The sequence below is a fragment of the Azorhizobium caulinodans ORS 571 genome, from assembly GCF_000010525.1.
Lineage (GTDB): Bacteria > Pseudomonadota > Alphaproteobacteria > Rhizobiales > Xanthobacteraceae > Azorhizobium > Azorhizobium caulinodans.
This window is the reverse complement of sequence record NC_009937.1, coordinates 149,420-166,606: the sequence shown is the minus strand read 5'-3', so window position 1 is coordinate 166,606 and position 17,187 is coordinate 149,420. Positions and strand designations below refer to the sequence as shown.

The 17,187-nt window shown below is 67.2% G+C and carries 15 protein-coding genes; 10 read left to right on the top strand and 5 right to left on the bottom strand.

Going from position 1 to position 17,187, the window contains the following annotated elements; translation table 11 throughout:
• Window positions 1-2: 2 nt before the first annotated feature.
• Window positions 3-755: a 3-deoxy-manno-octulosonate cytidylyltransferase gene (locus tag AZC_RS00680; RefSeq protein WP_043879874.1), complete on the bottom strand. Its 753-nt coding sequence runs from the start codon at window positions 753-755 to the stop codon at window positions 3-5.
• Between the two features lie 190 nt (window positions 756-945).
• Between AZC_RS00680 and AZC_RS00675 the strand changes: the two genes are divergently transcribed.
• The 9 genes from AZC_RS00675 (at window position 946) to AZC_RS00635 (ending at window position 10,865) form a co-directional block, all read left to right on the top strand.
• Window positions 946-1,509 carry a c-type cytochrome gene (locus AZC_RS00675; protein ID WP_012168667.1) on the top strand — a complete coding sequence of 188 codons (564 nt, stop codon included), beginning with the start codon at window positions 946-948 and terminating at the stop codon, window positions 1,507-1,509.
• A 238-nt stretch (window positions 1,510-1,747) separates the two neighbouring features.
• Window positions 1,748-3,607, top strand: a complete 1,860-nt coding sequence (locus tag AZC_RS00670) for an extracellular solute-binding protein (RefSeq protein WP_043878715.1) — start codon at window positions 1,748-1,750, stop codon at window positions 3,605-3,607.
• Complete coding sequence (locus AZC_RS00665; RefSeq protein ID WP_012168665.1) at window positions 3,604-5,553, top strand: extracellular solute-binding protein; 1,950 nt, start codon at window positions 3,604-3,606, stop codon at window positions 5,551-5,553. Before AZC_RS00670 ends, AZC_RS00665 begins: the two co-directional genes overlap by 4 nt.
• 47 nt (window positions 5,554-5,600) lie before the next feature.
• Window positions 5,601-6,713 carry a microcin C ABC transporter permease YejB gene (locus AZC_RS00660; protein WP_012168664.1) on the top strand — a complete coding sequence of 371 codons (1,113 nt, stop codon included), beginning with the start codon at window positions 5,601-5,603 and terminating at the stop codon, window positions 6,711-6,713.
• A 5-nt stretch (window positions 6,714-6,718) separates the two neighbouring features.
• Window positions 6,719-7,867, top strand: a complete 1,149-nt coding sequence (locus AZC_RS00655; RefSeq protein WP_043878714.1) for an ABC transporter permease — start codon at window positions 6,719-6,721, stop codon at window positions 7,865-7,867.
• A gap of 31 nt (window positions 7,868-7,898) precedes the next feature.
• Window positions 7,899-8,144: a hypothetical protein gene (locus AZC_RS00650; protein WP_043878713.1), complete on the top strand. Its 246-nt coding sequence runs from the start codon at window positions 7,899-7,901 to the stop codon at window positions 8,142-8,144.
• On the top strand, window positions 8,141-8,590 hold the full coding sequence (locus AZC_RS00645; protein WP_012168661.1) for a type II toxin-antitoxin system VapC family toxin: 450 nt from the start codon (window positions 8,141-8,143) through the stop codon (window positions 8,588-8,590). The genes AZC_RS00650 and AZC_RS00645 overlap by 4 nt, the downstream gene beginning before the upstream one ends.
• Window positions 8,587-10,224, top strand: coding sequence for an ABC transporter ATP-binding protein (locus AZC_RS00640; protein ID WP_012168660.1), 1,638 nt, complete (start codon window positions 8,587-8,589; stop codon window positions 10,222-10,224). The genes AZC_RS00645 and AZC_RS00640 overlap by 4 nt, the downstream gene beginning before the upstream one ends.
• Entirely contained in the window at window positions 10,221-10,865 is a 645-nt protein-coding gene (locus AZC_RS00635) for an NUDIX domain-containing protein (protein ID WP_012168659.1), read from the top strand. Before AZC_RS00640 ends, AZC_RS00635 begins: the two co-directional genes overlap by 4 nt.
• Window positions 10,866-10,886: 21 nt before the next feature.
• Here AZC_RS00635 and AZC_RS00630 read toward each other — a convergent pair whose 3' ends face one another.
• Genes AZC_RS00630 through AZC_RS00615 form a run of 4 tightly spaced genes read right to left on the bottom strand, consistent with a single transcriptional unit; the run spans window position 10,887 to window position 16,102 of the window.
• Complete coding sequence (locus AZC_RS00630; RefSeq protein WP_012168658.1) at window positions 10,887-11,783, bottom strand: LysR family transcriptional regulator; 897 nt, start codon at window positions 11,781-11,783, stop codon at window positions 10,887-10,889.
• 36 nt (window positions 11,784-11,819) lie between these two features.
• Window positions 11,820-13,148: a sigma-54-dependent transcriptional regulator gene (locus AZC_RS00625; protein WP_012168657.1), complete on the bottom strand. Its 1,329-nt coding sequence runs from the start codon at window positions 13,146-13,148 to the stop codon at window positions 11,820-11,822.
• Window positions 13,141-15,102, bottom strand: coding sequence for a sensor histidine kinase (locus AZC_RS00620; RefSeq protein ID WP_052285818.1), 1,962 nt, complete (start codon window positions 15,100-15,102; stop codon window positions 13,141-13,143). The genes AZC_RS00625 and AZC_RS00620 overlap by 8 nt, the downstream gene beginning before the upstream one ends.
• 58 nt (window positions 15,103-15,160) lie before the next feature.
• The gene (locus AZC_RS00615; protein ID WP_043878712.1) at window positions 15,161-16,102 is read right to left on the bottom strand and encodes an AEC family transporter; all 942 of its coding nucleotides are present in this window, start codon (window positions 16,100-16,102) and stop codon (window positions 15,161-15,163) included.
• A gap of 425 nt (window positions 16,103-16,527) precedes the next feature.
• Between AZC_RS00615 and AZC_RS00610 the strand changes: the two genes are divergently transcribed.
• Complete coding sequence (locus tag AZC_RS00610) at window positions 16,528-17,187, top strand: 4Fe-4S dicluster domain-containing protein (protein WP_043878711.1); 660 nt, start codon at window positions 16,528-16,530, stop codon at window positions 17,185-17,187.

Sequence of the window (17,187 nt, the reverse complement as noted above, 5' to 3'; positions counted from 1 at the left end):
CCTCAGTTATCGTTGCTTGCGAGCAGGGCGCGCGCCCGCTCGAGATGCTCGGGCGTATCGACCCCCAGCGGCACCGCGTCAACCACCGCGACATCGATGCGCATGCCGGCCTCCAGCGCCCGCAACTGCTCCAGCCGCTCGCGCTTCTCCAGCGGCGAGGGTGGCAGCGACACGAAGCGCTCCAGCGCGGCACGGCGATAGGCATAGAGCCCGATGTGGTGATAGAGCGGCCCCTCGCCCGTGGGCGCCGTGGCGCGGGTGAAATAGAGCGCGCGCAGGCGATTCTCCCCGATCGGCGTACCCACCACCTTGACCACGTTCGGGTCCGTGCGCTCGCCCTCTTCCGTGATGACGGCGGTCAGGGTGGCGATGTCCGCCGGCCCCTCCTCCAGCGGCACGAGCGCCGCGCGGATGGTCTCGGGCGCGATGGTGGGCAGGTCGCCCTGCACATTCACCACCACCTGAACGGCACCGTCCGGGTCCAGCACGCCGAGCGCCTCGAAGATGCGGTCGGAGCCGGAAGGGTGATCGGCGCGGGTCATCACCGCCTCGAACCCGGCGGCGCGCACCGCGTCCGCGATCTCCACCGCGTCGGTGGCCACCGCCACGCGACCGATGCCGGCTGCGACCGCACGTCGCGCAACCTCGACGATCATGGGCCGTCCGCCCACGTCAGCGAGCGGTTTTCCCGGCAGCCGGGAGGCCGCGAGGCGCGCAGGAATGAGCACCAGGACGTCTGAGGCGGAGAAGGCCATGTTCCAGCTCAAGGAATTTTGCTGCGGCGCACCCGCCACACGCGGCATTGGGGCGCGCCTTATACGAGTTGCACGGCATCTTTCAAAGTGATTAGTTCCAAGCTGCCGCCGCGTAAAACCGTGCGGCAAAGCCTGTTTGCACGCCCCGATCTCAGGCGAGGAATTAGGGCTCCGGGGGAGCGAAGCGTCGATGGATAGTTTTGAATTAAACAAGATCGCAGGCGCGGTGCTCGGCACGCTGACGTTGACGCTCGGCCTCGGCATCGTGTCCGAAATCCTTTTCACGCCCGAGGCTCCGGCCAAGCCCGGCTACGAGATCGCGGTGCCGGAAGGCGGCGCGACCGGCCAGGCGGCCCCCAAGGCGGCGGCCGAGGTGCCGATCGCCCAGTTGCTGCCCACCGCCTCCGTGGAGAAGGGAGCCAACGTCGCCAAGCGTTGCGCCTCCTGCCACAATTTCGCGGAAGGTGCCGGTGCCAAGGTCGGCCCTGATCTCTATGGGGTGGTCGGCCGCAAGAAGGCGAGCGTCGCGGGCTTTGCCTATTCCTCGGCCCTCCAGGGCAAGGGTGGCGACTGGTCCTTCGACGATCTCAACGCCTTCCTGACCAACCCGAAGGCCTATGTGCCCGGAACCGCCATGGCGTTCGCCGGCATTCCGAAGGAGAGCGAGCGGGCGGACCTCATCGCCTATCTCAACACCCTCTCCCACAGCCCGCTGCCGCTGCCCAAGGCCGCCGACGCCGCACCGGCGAAGTGAGACCCCGGCGGGGCTGCTCTGCGGCACCGACCCGCCGCCTCACGCAAATGTCACAGCAGGCCGGCTCCGCGAGGAGACCGGCCTTTTTCCTGTTCACGTGCGGGGAAAATGCGTGCGGCAACGGATCTTCCGCTATCATTTCCCGCTGATCACGCCATGTTTCTGCCGTCGCGTCAGGCGTGATATGCGGTCTGTCCTCGCGGGCCGCCGCCCGGCGGCCAGCAGCCCGGAGTCGTCGATGCTCGTGAAGATCCGCCGGATCGCCCTCGCCACCGCCATCCTCGCCTGCACCGCGCCGGCGTTCGCGCAAGCCCAGCAGGCCGCAGCCCCGGCGCCGTTCCGCTTCGCGACCTCGCTGATGGGCGAGCCCAAGTACAAGCCGGACTTCAAGCATTTCGACTATGTGAACCCGGATGCCCCCAAGGGCGGCGTCGTCCGTTTCGCCGAGGACGGCACGTTCGACAGCTTCAATTTCGTGGTGCCACGCGGCACCGTGGGCGCGGGCATCGGCAACATCTACGACACGCTCACCACCCAGTCGCGGGACGAGGTGGCGACCGCCTATGGCCTCATCGCCGAGGGCCTGAGCTATCCCGCGGACTTCTCGTCTGTCACCTACCGGCTGCGCGCGGAGGCGAAGTGGCAGGATGGAACGCCGATCACGCCCGATGACGTGGTGTGGTCCTTCCAGGTGCTCACCAAGAACAACCCCGGTCAGGCCTTCTACTATCGGCACGTGAAGAGCGTGGAGAAAACCGGCCAGCGGGAGGTGACCTTCACCTTCGATCAGGGCGGCAATCGCGAACTGCCGCAGATCGTCGGCGAACTGCTGGTGCTGCCCAAGCACTGGTGGACCGGCACCGACGCCAACGGCAAGGCCCGCGACATCACGCAGGGCACTCTGGAAGCCCCGCTCGGCTCCGGCCCTTACAGGATCAAGTCCTTCGTTCCCGGCCGCACCATCGTCTACGAGCGGGTGAAGGACTATTGGGGCAAGGACCTGCCGGTGAACGTCGGGCGGAACAATTTCGACGAGCTGCGCTACGAATATTATCGCGACGACACCGTCGCGCTCGAAGCCTTCAAGGCCGACCAGTACGACTGGCGCATCGAGCCTTCGGCCAAGAACTGGGCCACCTCCTACGATTTCCCGGCCAAGCAGCAGGGCAAGGTCGTGCTGGAGATGTTCGAGAACCGCGCCTCCGGCGTGATGCAGGCCTTCATCCCGAACCTGCGCCGGGCCAAGTTCCAGGACCCGCGCGTGCGCCGCGCGCTGAACTATGCCCTCGACTTCGACGGCATGAACCACACCCTCTTCTTCGACCAGTACAAGCGCATCGGCAGCTTCTTCTCCGGTACGGAACTGGCCTCCTCGGGCCTGCCCACCGGGGCCGAGCTCGACATCCTGAACGGCGTCAAGGACAAGGTGCCGCCCGGCGTGTTCACGACGCCCTACACCAATCCGGACAACCCCTCCGAACAGGACCGCCGCGCCAACCTGCGCAAGGCGGCGGACCTGCTGAAGGAGGCCGGCTGGCAGGTGAAGGGCAAGCAGCTCGTCAACGCCAAGGGCGACGCCTTCACCCTGGAAATCCTCATCGCCAGCCCGGCCTTCGAGCGCGTGGCCCTGTTCTACAAGCCGGCGCTGGAGCGCCTCGGCATCCAGACCTCCGTGCGCCTCGTGGACAGCTCGCAATATGTGAACCGCGTGCGGGCGCGTGACTTCGACATGATCATCTCCGGCTGGGGCCAGTCGCTCTCGCCGGGCAATGAGCAGCGCGATTATTGGGGCTCGGACTCGGCGGACCGCGAAGGCTCGCGCAATTATGCCGGTATCAAGGATCCGGCGGTGGACGCGCTGATCGAGAAGATCATCTATGCCACCGACCGCCAGCAACTGGTCGCCGCCACTCACGCGCTCGACCGGGTGCTCCTGTGGAACGACTATGTGATCCCGGCCTGGACGCTCGGCTTCACCCGTACCGCCCGCTGGGACCGTTTCGCCCACCCGCCGGCGCTGCCGCAATATTCCTTCGAGTTCCCCGACATCTGGTGGTGGGACGCGGCCAAGGCCGCGAAGATCGGAGGCGGCAATTGAGCGCCGGCACGGACCGTCGCACCCTCCTGCGCCTCGCCGCCGCCGGCGGGGCGGCGGCTTTCCTGCCCGGCCTCGGCGCCGGACGGGCGCGGGCGCAGACCCCGCCGCCGGCACCGGCCAGCGAGGGCGGCGCCGCCGCCCCGGCGGTGGAGCGGCACGGCCTGTCGTCCTTCGGCGAACTGAAATATCCGAAGGACTTCAAGAATTTCGACTATGTGTTTCCGGGCGCGCCAAAGGGCGGCACCTTCTCGCAGATCGGGCCGACCGCCGCCTATAACCAGTCGTTCCAGACCTTCAATTCGCTGAACGGCTACATCCTGCGGGGCGACGGCGCACAGGGTATCGCGCTCATCTTCGACAGCCTGATGGTCCGCGCCTCGGACGAACCGGATGCGGTCTACGGACTTGTCGCCTCGTCGGTGAGCATCTCGGACGACGGGCGCACCTATCGCTTCCGGCTGCGCCCCGAGGCGCGCTTCCACGACGGCACGCCGCTCACCGCCGAGGATGTCGCCTTCTCGCTCAACACCCTGAAGGCGCAGGGCCATCCGCTGATCCGGCAGGCGCTGCGGGAATTCACCGGCGCCGAGGCGGAGGACAAGGGCACCGTGGTGCTCTCCTTCACCGCCCAGCGCCCTCGAGATGTCCCGAGCTATGCGGCGACCCTGCCCATCTTCTCCAAGGCCTATTACGGCAAGCACAAGTTCGAGGAGACGACCCTCGACCCGCCGCTTGGCTCCGGCCCCTACAAGGTGGGGCGGTTCGAGGTGGGGCGCTTCATCGAATATCTGCGGGTGGCGGACTATTGGGCGGCCGATCTGCCCGTGAACCGGGGCCGGCACAATTTCGATGTGCTGCGCTTTGAATATTTCCGCGACCGGGAGGTGGGCTTCGAGGCCTTCAAGGCCCGCGCCTATCTCTTCCGCGAGGAATTCACCTCCCGCGCCTGGGCCACACAGTATGACTTCCCCGCCCTCAAGACCGGCCGGGTGAAGCGCGAGGTGCTGCCCGACGAGACGCCCTCGGGCGCGCAGGGGTGGTTCTTCAACACACGGCGGGCCAAATTCCTCGATCCGCGCGTGCGCGAAGCCATCGCGCTGGCCTTCGATTTCGAGTGGACCAACAAGAACCTGATGTTCGGCCAGTACGAACGCACGTGGTCCTTCTTCCAGAATTCCGACCTGATGGCGAAGGGGCTCCCCTCCCCCGCCGAGGAGAAGCTGCTCGCGCCTTTCCGCGATGCGCTCCCGGCCGAGGTGTTCGGCGAACCCTATGTGCCGCCCGTCAGCGACGGCTCGGGGCAGGACCGGGCGCTGCTGAGGCGGGCGGCGGCGCTCCTGAAGGACGCCGGCTACACCATCCAGCAGGGCCGGCTGGTGGACGGCAAGGGGACCGCGCTCACCATCGAGTTCCTGGACGATGACGGCGCCTTCGAGCGGCATACCTCGCGCTTCATCGCCAATCTCAAGCTGCTCGGCATCGAGGCCAGCTTCCGCATCGTCGATCCGGCGCAATATCAGGCGCGCCTGAAGGATTTCGATTTCGACATGGTGGTGCGCCGCTATTCGGTCTCGCTCAATCCAGGCGACGAACTGCGCGCCTACTTCGGCTCGGAGGCCGCACGCCTGCCCGGCTCCAACAATCTGTCGGGCATTTCGGACAAGGTGGTGGACGCCCTCATCGCCGATGCCATCGCCGCTCAGACCCGCGCGGACCTCGTGACCGCCTGCCGGGCGCTCGATCGCGTCCTGCGGGCGGGCCGCTACTGGGTGCCGCAATGGAACAAGGCGTCCTTCTGGATCGCCTATTGGGACGTGTTCGACCGCCCTGCGGTGAAGCCGAAATATGACCGCGGCACACCCGACACCTGGTGGTGGCGCAAAGGCATTGCCGATCCGCCACCCGTGGTGGAGCCCGGCCCGGCGTCTCCGCAAAAGGACGGTTGACGCCGCGCCGTCGGATACCGCACGGTCCATCCAGTTCCGGAGACCCGATGCTCGCTTATATCGTCCGCCGTCTCGCGCTCATGGTGCCGACCATCCTCGGCATCATGCTGGTGTCCTTCGTCGTCGTGCAGTTCGCCCCCGGCGGCCCCGTCGAGCGCGTGATCGCGCAGCTGACAGGCGATGACGTCTCCGCCACCGCCCGCGTCTCCGGCGGCGGCGGCGATTTCGCGGGCGGCGCGCAGGCGCCCGGTGCCGGCGGCGGCGGGGCGGACGCCTCGAAATATCGCGGCGCGCAGGGCCTCGACCCCAATTTCATCAAGGAGCTGGAAAAGCAGTTCGGCTTCGACAAGCCCCCCGCCGAGCGCTTCGCTTTGATGATCTGGAATTATGTGCGGTTCGACTTCGGACGCTCCTATTTCCGCGACATCTCGGTGCTGGACCTCATCGCGGAGAAGCTGCCCGTCTCCATCTCCCTCGGGCTCTGGATGACGCTGCTCACCTACGCCATCTCCATTCCGCTCGGCATCTCCAAGGCCATGCGGGACGGCTCGCGCTTCGATGTATGGACCTCGGCGGTCATCATCGTCGGCTATGCTATCCCGTCCTTCCTCTTCGCCATCCTGCTCATCATCCTGTTCGCGGGCGGCTCGTTCCTCGACTGGTTCCCCCTGCGGGGCCTCACCTCCGACAATTGGGCGCAGATGAGCTGGCCCCAGCGCATTGGCGATTATGCCTGGCATCTCGTGCTGCCGCTCACCTCCATGGTGCTCGGGGCGTTCGCCACCATGACGCTGCTGACGAAAAACTCGTTCCTTGAGGAAATCCGCAAGCAATATGTCATCACGGCGCGGATGAAGGGACTGCCCGAGCGCGCCGTGCTCTACCGGCACGTGTTCCGCAATGCCATGCTCATCGTCATCGCCGGCTTTCCGAGCGCCTTCATCTCGGCCTTCTTCACCGGCTCGCTGCTGATCGAGACCATCTTCTCCCTCGATGGCCTCGGCCTGCTCGGCTTCGAGAGCGTACTGAACCGCGACTATCCGGTGGTGTTCGCCACCCTCTACATCTTCTCGCTGGCCGGCCTTCTCATCGGCCTCGTCTCGGACCTCACCTACATGCTGGTCGATCCGCGCATCGACTTCGAGACGCGGGACGTGTGAGCGCCATGGACACCACCGCCAACGCCCTCCCCGCCACCGACGCCCCGCGCAAGCGGCCCTTCTTCTCGCCGCTGAACCAGCGCCGCATCACCAACTTCCGCCACAACCGGCGGGGCTGGTGGTCCTTCGTGCTGTTCATGGTGCTGTTCGTCCTCAGCCTGTTCGCGGAATTCATCGCCAACAACAAGCCGATCCTCATCCGCTATGACGGCGCCTATTACGCGCCCGTGCTGCGTGCCTATCCGGAGACCGCCTTCGGCGGCGACTTCGAGACCGAGGCGGACTATCGCGACCCCTATCTCCAGAAGCTGATCGCAGAGAAAGGCGGCTGGATGATCTGGCCGCCGATCCACTTCTCCTATTCCACCCACAATCTCGATCTGCCGACCCCCGCCCCCTCCCCGCCCACCTGGATGCTCACCGAGCAGCAGTGTGCGGCGGTGGCCGAGAAGAAGGGCGTGAAGGGCTGCGCGGGGCTCGAATACAACTGGCTCGGCACGGACGATCAGGGCCGCGACGTGCTCGCCCGCCTCATCTACGGCTTCCGCATCTCGGTGCTCTTCGGCCTCGCCCTCACCCTCATCTCCTCCGTGGTCGGCGTCGCTGCCGGCGCGGTGCAGGGCTATTTCGGCGGCTGGGTGGACCTGCTCTTCCAGCGTTTCATCGAGATCTGGACCTCCATCCCCTCCCTCTATCTGCTGCTCATCATCTCGTCCGTGCTGGTGCCCGGCTTCTGGGTGCTGCTGGGCATCCTGCTGCTGTTCTCCTGGGTGAGCCTCGTCGGCCTCGTGCGGGCGGAATTCCTCAGGGCCCGCAACTTCGAATATGTGCAGGCGGCGCGGGCGCTGGGCGTGGGCAACTTCACCATCATGATGCGGCACCTCCTGCCCAACGCCATGGTGGCGACCCTCACGTTCCTGCCCTTCATCCTCTCCTCTTCGGTGATGACGCTCACCGCCCTCGACTTCCTCGGCTTCGGCCTGCCCCCCGGCTCGCCCTCGCTGGGCGAACTGCTCTCGCAGGGCAAGGCCAACATCCAGGCCCCCTGGCTCGGCCTCACCGGCTTCTTCACGGTCGCCATCATGCTGAGCTTGCTCATCTTCATCGGCGAAGCCGTCCGCGACGCCTTCGACCCGCGCAAGACGTTCGCGTGAGTGTGCTAGACTGGTGCCCGGAGGCCGAGCCATGAACCGGATCGTGCGCGAGCATTACCCCGTCGAGAAATTGCCGGACGATCTGCGGGCCGCGGTCGAGGACGAAAGCTCCGTCCGTGTCGTGCTGGAACGGGAAACGGCTGCGCCGCCCGCCGGAGAAATGGCCCGCGAAGGTCATTTCAGCCGCTGGCGGCACCTGCGTCAGACACGGTTCGAAACGCCGGAGGGCGTTGTCGCCCACGTCCGCGCCCTGCGGGACGAATGGGATCGCCGATGAGCGTTCCGAGGGTCTATCTGGATACCAATGTTTTCATTGCGGCGTTCGAGATGACCGGTGCCCATTCGGACCACGCATGGTGGATATTGAAAGGTATCGAGGCCGGTACGATCATTGGCGTCACCAGTGAGATCACACTGGCAGAAGTCCTCGTGAAGCCCATGGAGCGGGATGATGAGGCTCTTGCGGACGCCTACGAGGGTATGATCGCGCCAGCTCCGTATTTCGAGACCGTCAGTGTCGGCCGTGATGTCCTGACCACGGCTGCGCGCCTGCGGGCGGGGCGGCACTCGCTGCGCCTGCCGGACGCCATCCACGTCGCCTCGGCGCAGATCGCGCAATGCAGCGTCTTCATCACGCAGGACGAGCGCATCGCGCTTCCGGACGATCTACGTCGGCTCGGCGTCACTCCATTCACGCTCGACGATATTCTGGGGCAACCATGACAGAGACCTCCGCCCCCCTCCTCTCCGTGCAGGACCTCTCCGTCGCCTTCCGCCGCGAGGGACGGGAGCAGATCGCGGTCAATCGCGTGTCGTTCGATGTGAAGCCGGGCGAGACGGTGGCGCTGGTGGGCGAGTCGGGCTCGGGCAAGTCGGTGACGGCGCTCTCGGTGCTGAAGCTGCTGCCCTATCCCTCCGCCAGCCATCCGTCGGGGCGCATCCTGTTCAAGGGGCGCGACCTCCTCACCGCCTCCGACCGGGAACTGCGGGCGGTGCGCGGCAATGACGTGACCATGGTGTTCCAGGAACCCATGACCTCGCTCAACCCGCTGCACACCATCGACCGCCAGATCGGCGAGATGCTGATCCTCCACCGCGGCCTTTCGGGCACGGCGGTGCGCACGCGGACGCTGGAGTTGCTGCACGAGGTGGGCATTCCCGATCCCGAAAGCCGGCTCGGGGCCTATCCGCACCAGCTTTCCGGCGGGCAGCGCCAGCGCGTCATGATCGCCATGGCGCTCGCCAACGAGCCGGACCTGCTGATCGCCGACGAGCCCACCACCGCGCTCGACGTCACCGTGCAGGCGCAGATCCTGAAGCTGCTGAAGGATCTTCAGGCGCGGCTCGGCATGGCCATGCTGTTCATCACCCATGACCTCGGGATCGTGCGCAAGATCGCCGACCGGGTGTGCGTGATGCAGAAAGGCGAGATCGTCGAGCAGGGCGGCGCGGAAGAGACCTTCCTCCACCCCAAGCACCCTTATACGCAGGCGCTGCTGAAGGCGGAGCCGAAGCCCGATCCCGCCCCCGCCGCGCCGGAGGCGAAGGTGGTGGTCTCGGCGCAGGACCTGAAGGTCCATTTCCCCATCAAGCGCGGCATCCTGCGGCGCACCGTCGGCCATGTGAAGGCGGTGGACGGCGTGAGCGTGGAAATCCACGAGGGCGAGACGCTGGGCGTCGTAGGCGAGAGCGGCTCGGGCAAGACGACGCTGGGCCTCGCCTTGCTGCGGCTCATCTCTTCCAAGGGGCCCATCGCCTTCCTCGGCCAGCGGGTGGACGGGCTTTCTTTCGCCGGCATGCGGCCACTGCGGGCGCACATGCAGATCGTCTTCCAGGACCCGTTCGGCGCGCTCTCCCCCCGCATGTCGGTGGCCGACATCGTGGAAGAGGGCCTGCTGATCCACCAGCGCAAGCTCTCGCAGGATGAGCGGGAGGCGCGGGTGATCGCGGCGCTTCAGGACGTGGGCCTCGATCCGGAGAGCCGCTTCCGTTATCCGCATGAATTCTCCGGCGGCCAGCGCCAGCGCATCTCCATCGCCCGCGCCATGGCGCTCGAGCCCTCCTTCGTGGTGCTGGACGAGCCCACCTCGGCGCTCGACATGCTGGTGCAGGCGCAGATCGTGGATCTGCTGCGCGCGCTCCAGCGCAAGCGCTCCCTCACCTACATGTTCATTTCCCACGATCTGCGCGTCGTCTCGGCGCTGGCGAGCCGCATCCTCGTGATGCGCAACGGCACGGTGGTGGAGGAAGGCCCGGCGCGGGAGGTGTTCGAGCATCCCCGCGAGGCCTATACGCAGGCGCTGTTCGCCGCCGCCTTCAACATCGAGACGGCCCATGCGGGAGTGACCGCCCAGTGACGAAGACGCCCTTTCAGGACGAACCGGCCCGTATCGACATTCTCGACGAAACGCTGATCTACAAGGGCTTCCGCCGTTTCGAGCGCTATGACCTCCGCCTACATACGCCGGGCGCCGAGCCTGTGGTGCAGACCCGCGAAATCCTGCGGGTCGGCGGGGCGGTCGGCATCCTCGCCATTGATCCGGTCCGCGATGCCATCGTGCTGCTGCGCCAGTTCCGCCTCACGGCGCACATGGCAACCGGACGGGGCGAGCTCATCGAAATCCCGGCCGGGCTGATCGAGCCCGGAGAAGACCCCGCGCTCACCGCGCGGCGGGAATGCATCGAGGAAACCGGGCTTGACCCGGTCGAGGTGGACTTCCTCTTCTCCTGCCTCGTCTCGCCGGGCGCCGTGGATGAGATGGCGTGGTTCTACCTCGCCTTCGTCGATGCCTCGAACCTGCCGGAGACCACCGGCGCGGCGGACGAGACGGAAGTCATCCGCCCCTTCCTCGTGCCGCTCGATCGGGCCATTGCGGCACTCGACGACGGATCTTCCCTCGCCAACGGCTATCTGCGCCTCGCCCTCATGTGGATCGCCCTGCACCGCGCCGACGTCGCCGCCCGCGGCGAGGCCTGGCTGGCCCGCCGGGCAGCCTGAGGGCGCGCGCAGCTCCCGTGCTCAGGCCGCCGCCGCATTGGCGGCGAGGACTTCGCGGCTGAGGTCCAGCCACGCGAGGGCGGCGCGGGAGAGGTAGCCGCCTTTGCGCCAGACGAGGGCCATGTGCCAGTCGGTGCCCGGCTCATCCAGCAGCACGCGGGCGACGCCGGGGCGGGGGCGCTGGTCCGCGATCATGCGCGGAAGAAACGTCACCCCCACCTCCGCGGCGACCAGTTCGACCAGAAAATCGGCCTGGGCGCTGCGCACGGCCACCTGCGGCTTCAGGCCCCGCCGCTCGCAGGCCGCCTGCAGCACCGTATCGATGGCGAAGCCCTCCTGAAACAGCAGGAAGGGATCGGCGGCGAGGTCCCCCAGGTCCACGCGCGCCGCGCCGGCGAGGCGGTGCGAGGCCGGCAGCAGCGCCACGATCGGCTCCTGATGGATGGACTGCCAGGCGAAGTCGGGCGCCACCGGCAGGAGCGAGCCTGCAAGGTCCATTTCGCCCGCCAGAACCATCTCCTCCAGCCGCCGGCTGCCATGCTGGTGAAGCTTGATCTCGATGCCGGGAAAGCGCTGGCGATAGAGGGCAAACAGCGGCGCGAACAGGATGTTGCTGCCGAGCGGCGGCAGGCCGAGCCGCAGCACCCCGCGCGTGAGGCCCCGCAGTTCGTCGAGTTCGCTCACCAGATCCTCCCGCTCGGCCAGCATGACCGCCGCCCGCCGGTAGACGATCTCGCCCGCCGCCGTCAGCCGGCTGCTGTGGCCGAGACGATCGAGCAGCGGCAGCCCCAGCTCGTCCTCGAGCTGGCGGACGGCCTTGCTGACCGTGCTCTGCGTGGCGAGGATGGCTTTTGCGGCATTGGAGAAGCCACCCTGGCGCACGACCTCGACGAACGCGCGTAATGTCCTGATTTCCATCGCCCTTTCCTTTCCGGATGGCGCGGGGCTGAGCGATCAGACCAGTGGTGCGGTCTCGATGCCGTATTTGCGGATCTTGTCGAACAAGGTGGTTTTGGCGATGCGCAGCGCTTCAGCTGCCCGCGAGATGTTGCCGTGCTGGCGCCGCAGCTCTTCGGCGATGATCCCTCGCTCAAAGACTTCCACCGTCTGGCTGAGCGGTGCCGGCGTATCGGACGCGCCCTGACCGATGCTCGACTTCAGCCCGAGCACATAGCGCTCCGCCTCGTTGCGCAGTTCGCGGACATTGCCGCGCCATTTGTGGGCCATGAGTTCGCGGATGTGGCTGTCGCGGATCTCCGGCGCAGGGCGGTCCAGGCGCAGCGCGGCCTGGCTGACAAAGTACTGGAACAGAAGCGGAATATCCTCCCGCCGGTCGCGCAGCGGCGGCAGGTCGATGGTCGCCACGTTGAGGCGGAAATGCAGATCGGCGCGGAATTTTCCCTCTTCCGAGAGCGCGCCGAGATCGGCCTTTGTCGCCGCAATGACCCGGAAATCAACAGGAATGAGACGGTTGGAGCCGAGCCGCTCCACCACGCGCTCCTGCAGCACGCGCAGAAACTTGACCTGCATGGCCATGGGCATGCTCTCGATCTCGTCGAGAAACAGCGTGCCGCGCTGGGCATGCTCGACCTTGCCGATGCGCTGCTTGGCGGCGCCCGAGAAGGCGCCGGCCTCATGGCCGAATATCTCGCTCTCGAACAGCGTCTCCGGCAGGCCGCCGCAATTGAGCGCCACGAACGGCCCGGTCCGGCCGGAGAGGTCGTGCAGGCAGCGGGCGATCAGCTCCTTGCCGCAGCCGGTCTCGCCCAGGATCATCACGTCGGTGGGCGTCGCGGCAAGGTCCTGCACCAGAGCGCGCAGCTCCACCACCGCCGCCGAGCGCCCGACGATGCGGCTTTCGAGGCCGCCGATGGCCGCCACCTGGCGACGGAGGGCCCGCACCTCCATGGTCAGCCGCCGCTTCTCCAGCGCCCGCTGCACCACGCCCACCAGTTGCTCCGGCGAGAAGGGCTTCTGAATGAAGTCATAGGCCCCGTCGCGCATGGCCTGCACCGCCGTCGCCACATCGCCATGGCCGGTGATGAGGATGACGGGAAGATCGGCATCCGCCTCCACGAGCTGGCGCAGATAGGCCATGCCGTCCATGCCGGGCATGCGGATGTCCGTCACCACGACGCCGGGAAAATCCTGCGGCGCCATGCGTGGAACCTGCTCCACGCACTTCGCGCCGATGACCGTGAGGCCTTCCAGCTCAAGCGCCTGGAGGCAGCCGAGGCGGACGTCCTCGTCGTCCTCGACGATGAGAACCTTGAGGTCAGGCATCGCAGGTCTCCTTCTGCTCGGCGAGGGGCAGCGTGATGGTGAAGGTGGCTCCGCCATCAGGATTGTTGTCGGCCGTCAGCGCGCCGCCGAAGCCGCGGATGATGTCGGCGGAAATGGCGAGCCCGAGCCCGAGGCCGCTGGTCTTCTTGGTGGTGAAGAAGGGTTCGAAGAGATGCGCCTTCACCGCGTCCGTCAGCCCGATGCCGTTGTCGCGAACGCGGATGATCCCGCTCTCACCCTCCGCCCCCCAGCTCACCTGGATGTGCGGCACCCGCAGGTCGCTGCTGGCATCCACCGCATTGCTGATGAGGTTGACCAGCACCTGCTCGAGGCGCACCGGGTCGCACAGCACCGTGAGCACGCCGCCGGGCGGCAGCAGCTCGACCACCACACCGTCCTTCGTGAGGCGATGGGCCAGCAGGGCCACGGCGCCATCTACGCGCAACCCGACGGCGGTCGCCCCGATCTCGCCGGTCGAGCGGCGGGCGAAGGAGCGCAGTTGTCCGGTGAGCGCGCCCATGCGCGCCACCAGATCGGAGATGCGCCCGAGGTTGAGGCGCACGGTCGCGAGATCGTTGCGCTCCAGGAAGCGCACCGCATTGGCCGAGAGCGTGCTGAGAGCCGCGAGCGGCTGGTTGATCTCATGGGCGATCCCGGCGGAAAGCTGGCCGATCACGGCGAGGTTTTCGGTACGGATCAGCTCCTCCTGAAAGGACTGGAGCTGCTTCACGGCCTGGATGCGCTCGCTCACCTCCCGGCGCAGGCCCTCATTGGCGCGACGCAGTTCCGCGCTGCGGGCCTCGACGAGGATTTCCAGCCGGTCGTGGGAGGCCTGGAGCGCCTCGCGCATGGCAAGGCGCTCGCGGATGCTGAGCCGCCGCATGTTCAGCACGTGCAGCAAGGCGCAGGCGAGGGCGGCGAGGGCCGCGCAGGCGATGGCCCATCCCCAGGCGACCCGATAGACCTCGCGCGGCTCGGAGAGGACGATCATGTGCATGTGCAGATCCGGCACGGGGCGGCCGGCGGCAAGATAGGTCGCGGTGCCGGCCGGGGTGCCCGCCCGCACGAGGAAGGACCCGTTCCGGAAGGTGGTCAGCACCTTCCAGTCCAGCGTCCTGATCTCCCGGTGATTGTATTGCTGCGAAGCTTCCAGATGGGCGAGGGTCGCCGCGGGCAGCGGGCGCAGGGCGCCGAACTTCCAGTCCGGTACGGAGGAGACGACGACGATGCCGTTGTCATCGACCATGAGGGCCGGCTCGGGCTGGCCGAGCCACAGCCGCTCCAGCTGGTCGAGCCCGAGCTTCACGGCGACCACGCCGAGCCTGCGGCCTCCGTCCTCCACCGCGCTGGCGAGGAAATAGCCCGGGGCATCGCCCGTCGTGCCCACCGCGTAATAACCGGTGGTCCGCCCCGGCTGGGCGTTCTGGAAATAGGGCCGGTAGGAGATATCCCGGCCGATGAAGCTGTCTTTCTCCGACCAGTTGCTGGAGGCGACGATGCGGCCCGAGGGATCGACCAGATAGGTCTGGAGCGTGCCGGCGCTGTCGTTGAGCGTGCGCAGCTGGCGGTTGATCTCGGCCACGCCCTCGGCTGTCGCGGGCCGGCTGAGGAAGTCGATCACGTTCGGGCTGACGGCAGCAGTGCGCGGCAGGAGGCCGTACTTCTCGATTTCCCGTTCCAGCGTCTCGTTGGCGATGTCCATGCGCCGCTCGGCGAGCGCGTGCTGCTCGTTGATGCCAGCGGCGCAGACCATCTTATAGCCGGCCCAGCCCGCCACCACGGCGCACAGCACCGCGAGGGCGAGGGAGATCAGGAAGTCACGGCGCCGGAAGGTCATCACGCATTCAAGATGGGTCAGGTGCACGGGATCGAGGCCGGCAGGCACCTTGCCTCCACACCGCGCGCCGCAGCGATGGCGATAGCGGCACGGCACCTGCCCCGCCCAGGTCGGCATGCGCGCTTGTTTCGCATTGACAGCTAGCGCATCCATAGCTTGCAAACCTTGTCGCAGGTCAAAGGACGACGGCGATGAGGAAGGCCTCGGTGAACACGGCGAGCACCGTCCCGATGACCACGGAATCGGAGGCCGGCATCGCATAGGTGCGGTTGCGCACGGCGAACATGGAGGCGGCGATGGCGGTGGGCACCGCCCCGACGATGAGCGCCTGGCGGGCGAATTCCGCATCCACGCCGAAGAGGAAGATGCCGAGCGCCATCAGCGCCGGCTGGAGGACGTTCTTCATCCCGACGTTCACCGTCACGTCGAGGTTCACGCTCGGGCGCTCGCCGAAGAACATGAGCCCCAGCGCCAGCAGCGAGACCCCGCCCGCCGTCGTCGCGACGAGCTCAACGGAATGCTTCAGGGCGGCCGGCAGCGTGACGCCGGAGAAGCTCAGGATCACGCCGAGGATGGGCAGCCACACCATCTGGTTGGTCACAGTGCGCCAGAGGCTGCTCTTCAGGATGTCGGCGACGCCGCTTTCGTCCGGCCCGCTGGCCATCTCGCCCCAGCGGCTCAGCACGATGGTGAGCGGCAGGATGATGAAGCTGGTGATGAGATTGCCCACGAGCACCGCGAGGAAGCCCGACGGACCGCAGACGGCAAGGAGGATGGGCGCGCCGAAATAGGCCATGTCCGGAAAGGTGCAGACCAGCGCCTGGATGGCCGAGGTCTTGAGGTCATGGCGGAAGGCGAGGCGGGCGATGACGAGCGCGACGATGTAGGTGCCGACGAAGCCGAAGGCCATGCACAGGATGAAGGGCAGGTTCTGGAGCTTCTCCGGCGGCGTGTTCAGGGCGCCCAGGAACAGCGAAAACGGCAGCGCGAAGCGCATGACCAGCGCGGCGAAGACGTTCACGTCCTCGCGCCTGAAATAGCCTTTCCTGCCGCCGAGCCAGCCGAGGAACATGAGGAAGACGACGGGCAGGAGCGCCCCGGTCATGACGGCGAACATGCTGAACCCCTGAACTGGGCCGCAAGCGACGCGCGGCCTATGAGGTTCCGTTAGCAACGCCCGTGCCAGCGCCGGATAGGCCACAGTCCTCTGTAAACACTCGCCAATTTACTTCGACACGGGGCGCGCATTCGGATTTCCGAACGCGGGCCCGTTCCCGCGTTCGGGTTTCGGAACGCGCTTGCGCCCACACCACGCCCGCGCGGGGATGGCGGACGCGCGGCGCAGGGGCGAAAATCCTCTGATGCCAGCTCCTTCCAGCCGTCTTGCGCGGCGTGGGTGCGGCAAGATCGCGGTCCGGCCTTTACTGGCATGCGCCTTGCTGCCCGGAGAGGGTCATCGCGGCGCGGGCCATCCCTCGACGGGGCGCCCCATGCCGGCCGCAGCACGCCGGCCCGCCGCGCGATCCGCGAAGGAAATTCACCGTGCGCGAAACTGTTCATTTGACCATCGACGGGTGCGAGGTCGCGGCCGACCCCACGCAGTCGATCCTCCAGGCCTATGCCCGGAGCGGGGCCGAGCTGACGGCGAACGTCGGCTGCCTCGGCCAGGGCGTATGCGGTTCCTGCCGCTGTCTCATCCGCAAGGATCAGGAGCGGCAGGTATCGACGGCGCTCGCCTGCGAGACGCGGGTGGAAGCCGGAATGCAGGTCAGCTTCATCGACCATTTCCTGCCGGCCCATGTGCATCGCTATGACCTCTCCGACATCAGGGACAGCTGGGGACTGCTCGGCCAGATCCGCGCCGTGTTTCCGGAAGCCGCGTATTGCCGGCATTGCAGCGGCTGTGATCGGGCCTGTCCTAAGGGCCTTCCGGTGCAGTCGGGCGTCGCCAGCGCCGTCGCGGGAGATCTTGCCGCCGCAGCCGCGGTCTTCGATCCCTGCGTCATGTGCAATCTCTGCACGCTGGCCTGCCCCGAGAACATTCGGCCCAACCATCTCGGCCTGTTCGTGCGGCGGGCCATCGCCGCCCTCACCCTGCGCCCGGTCGATCTCATGCGGCGCCTGCGGGACATCGAGACCGGCGCCATGACCGTCGAAGGCCCGCAGCCGGCCACCGCATCCGGCGAACCGGCGGAAGGATGA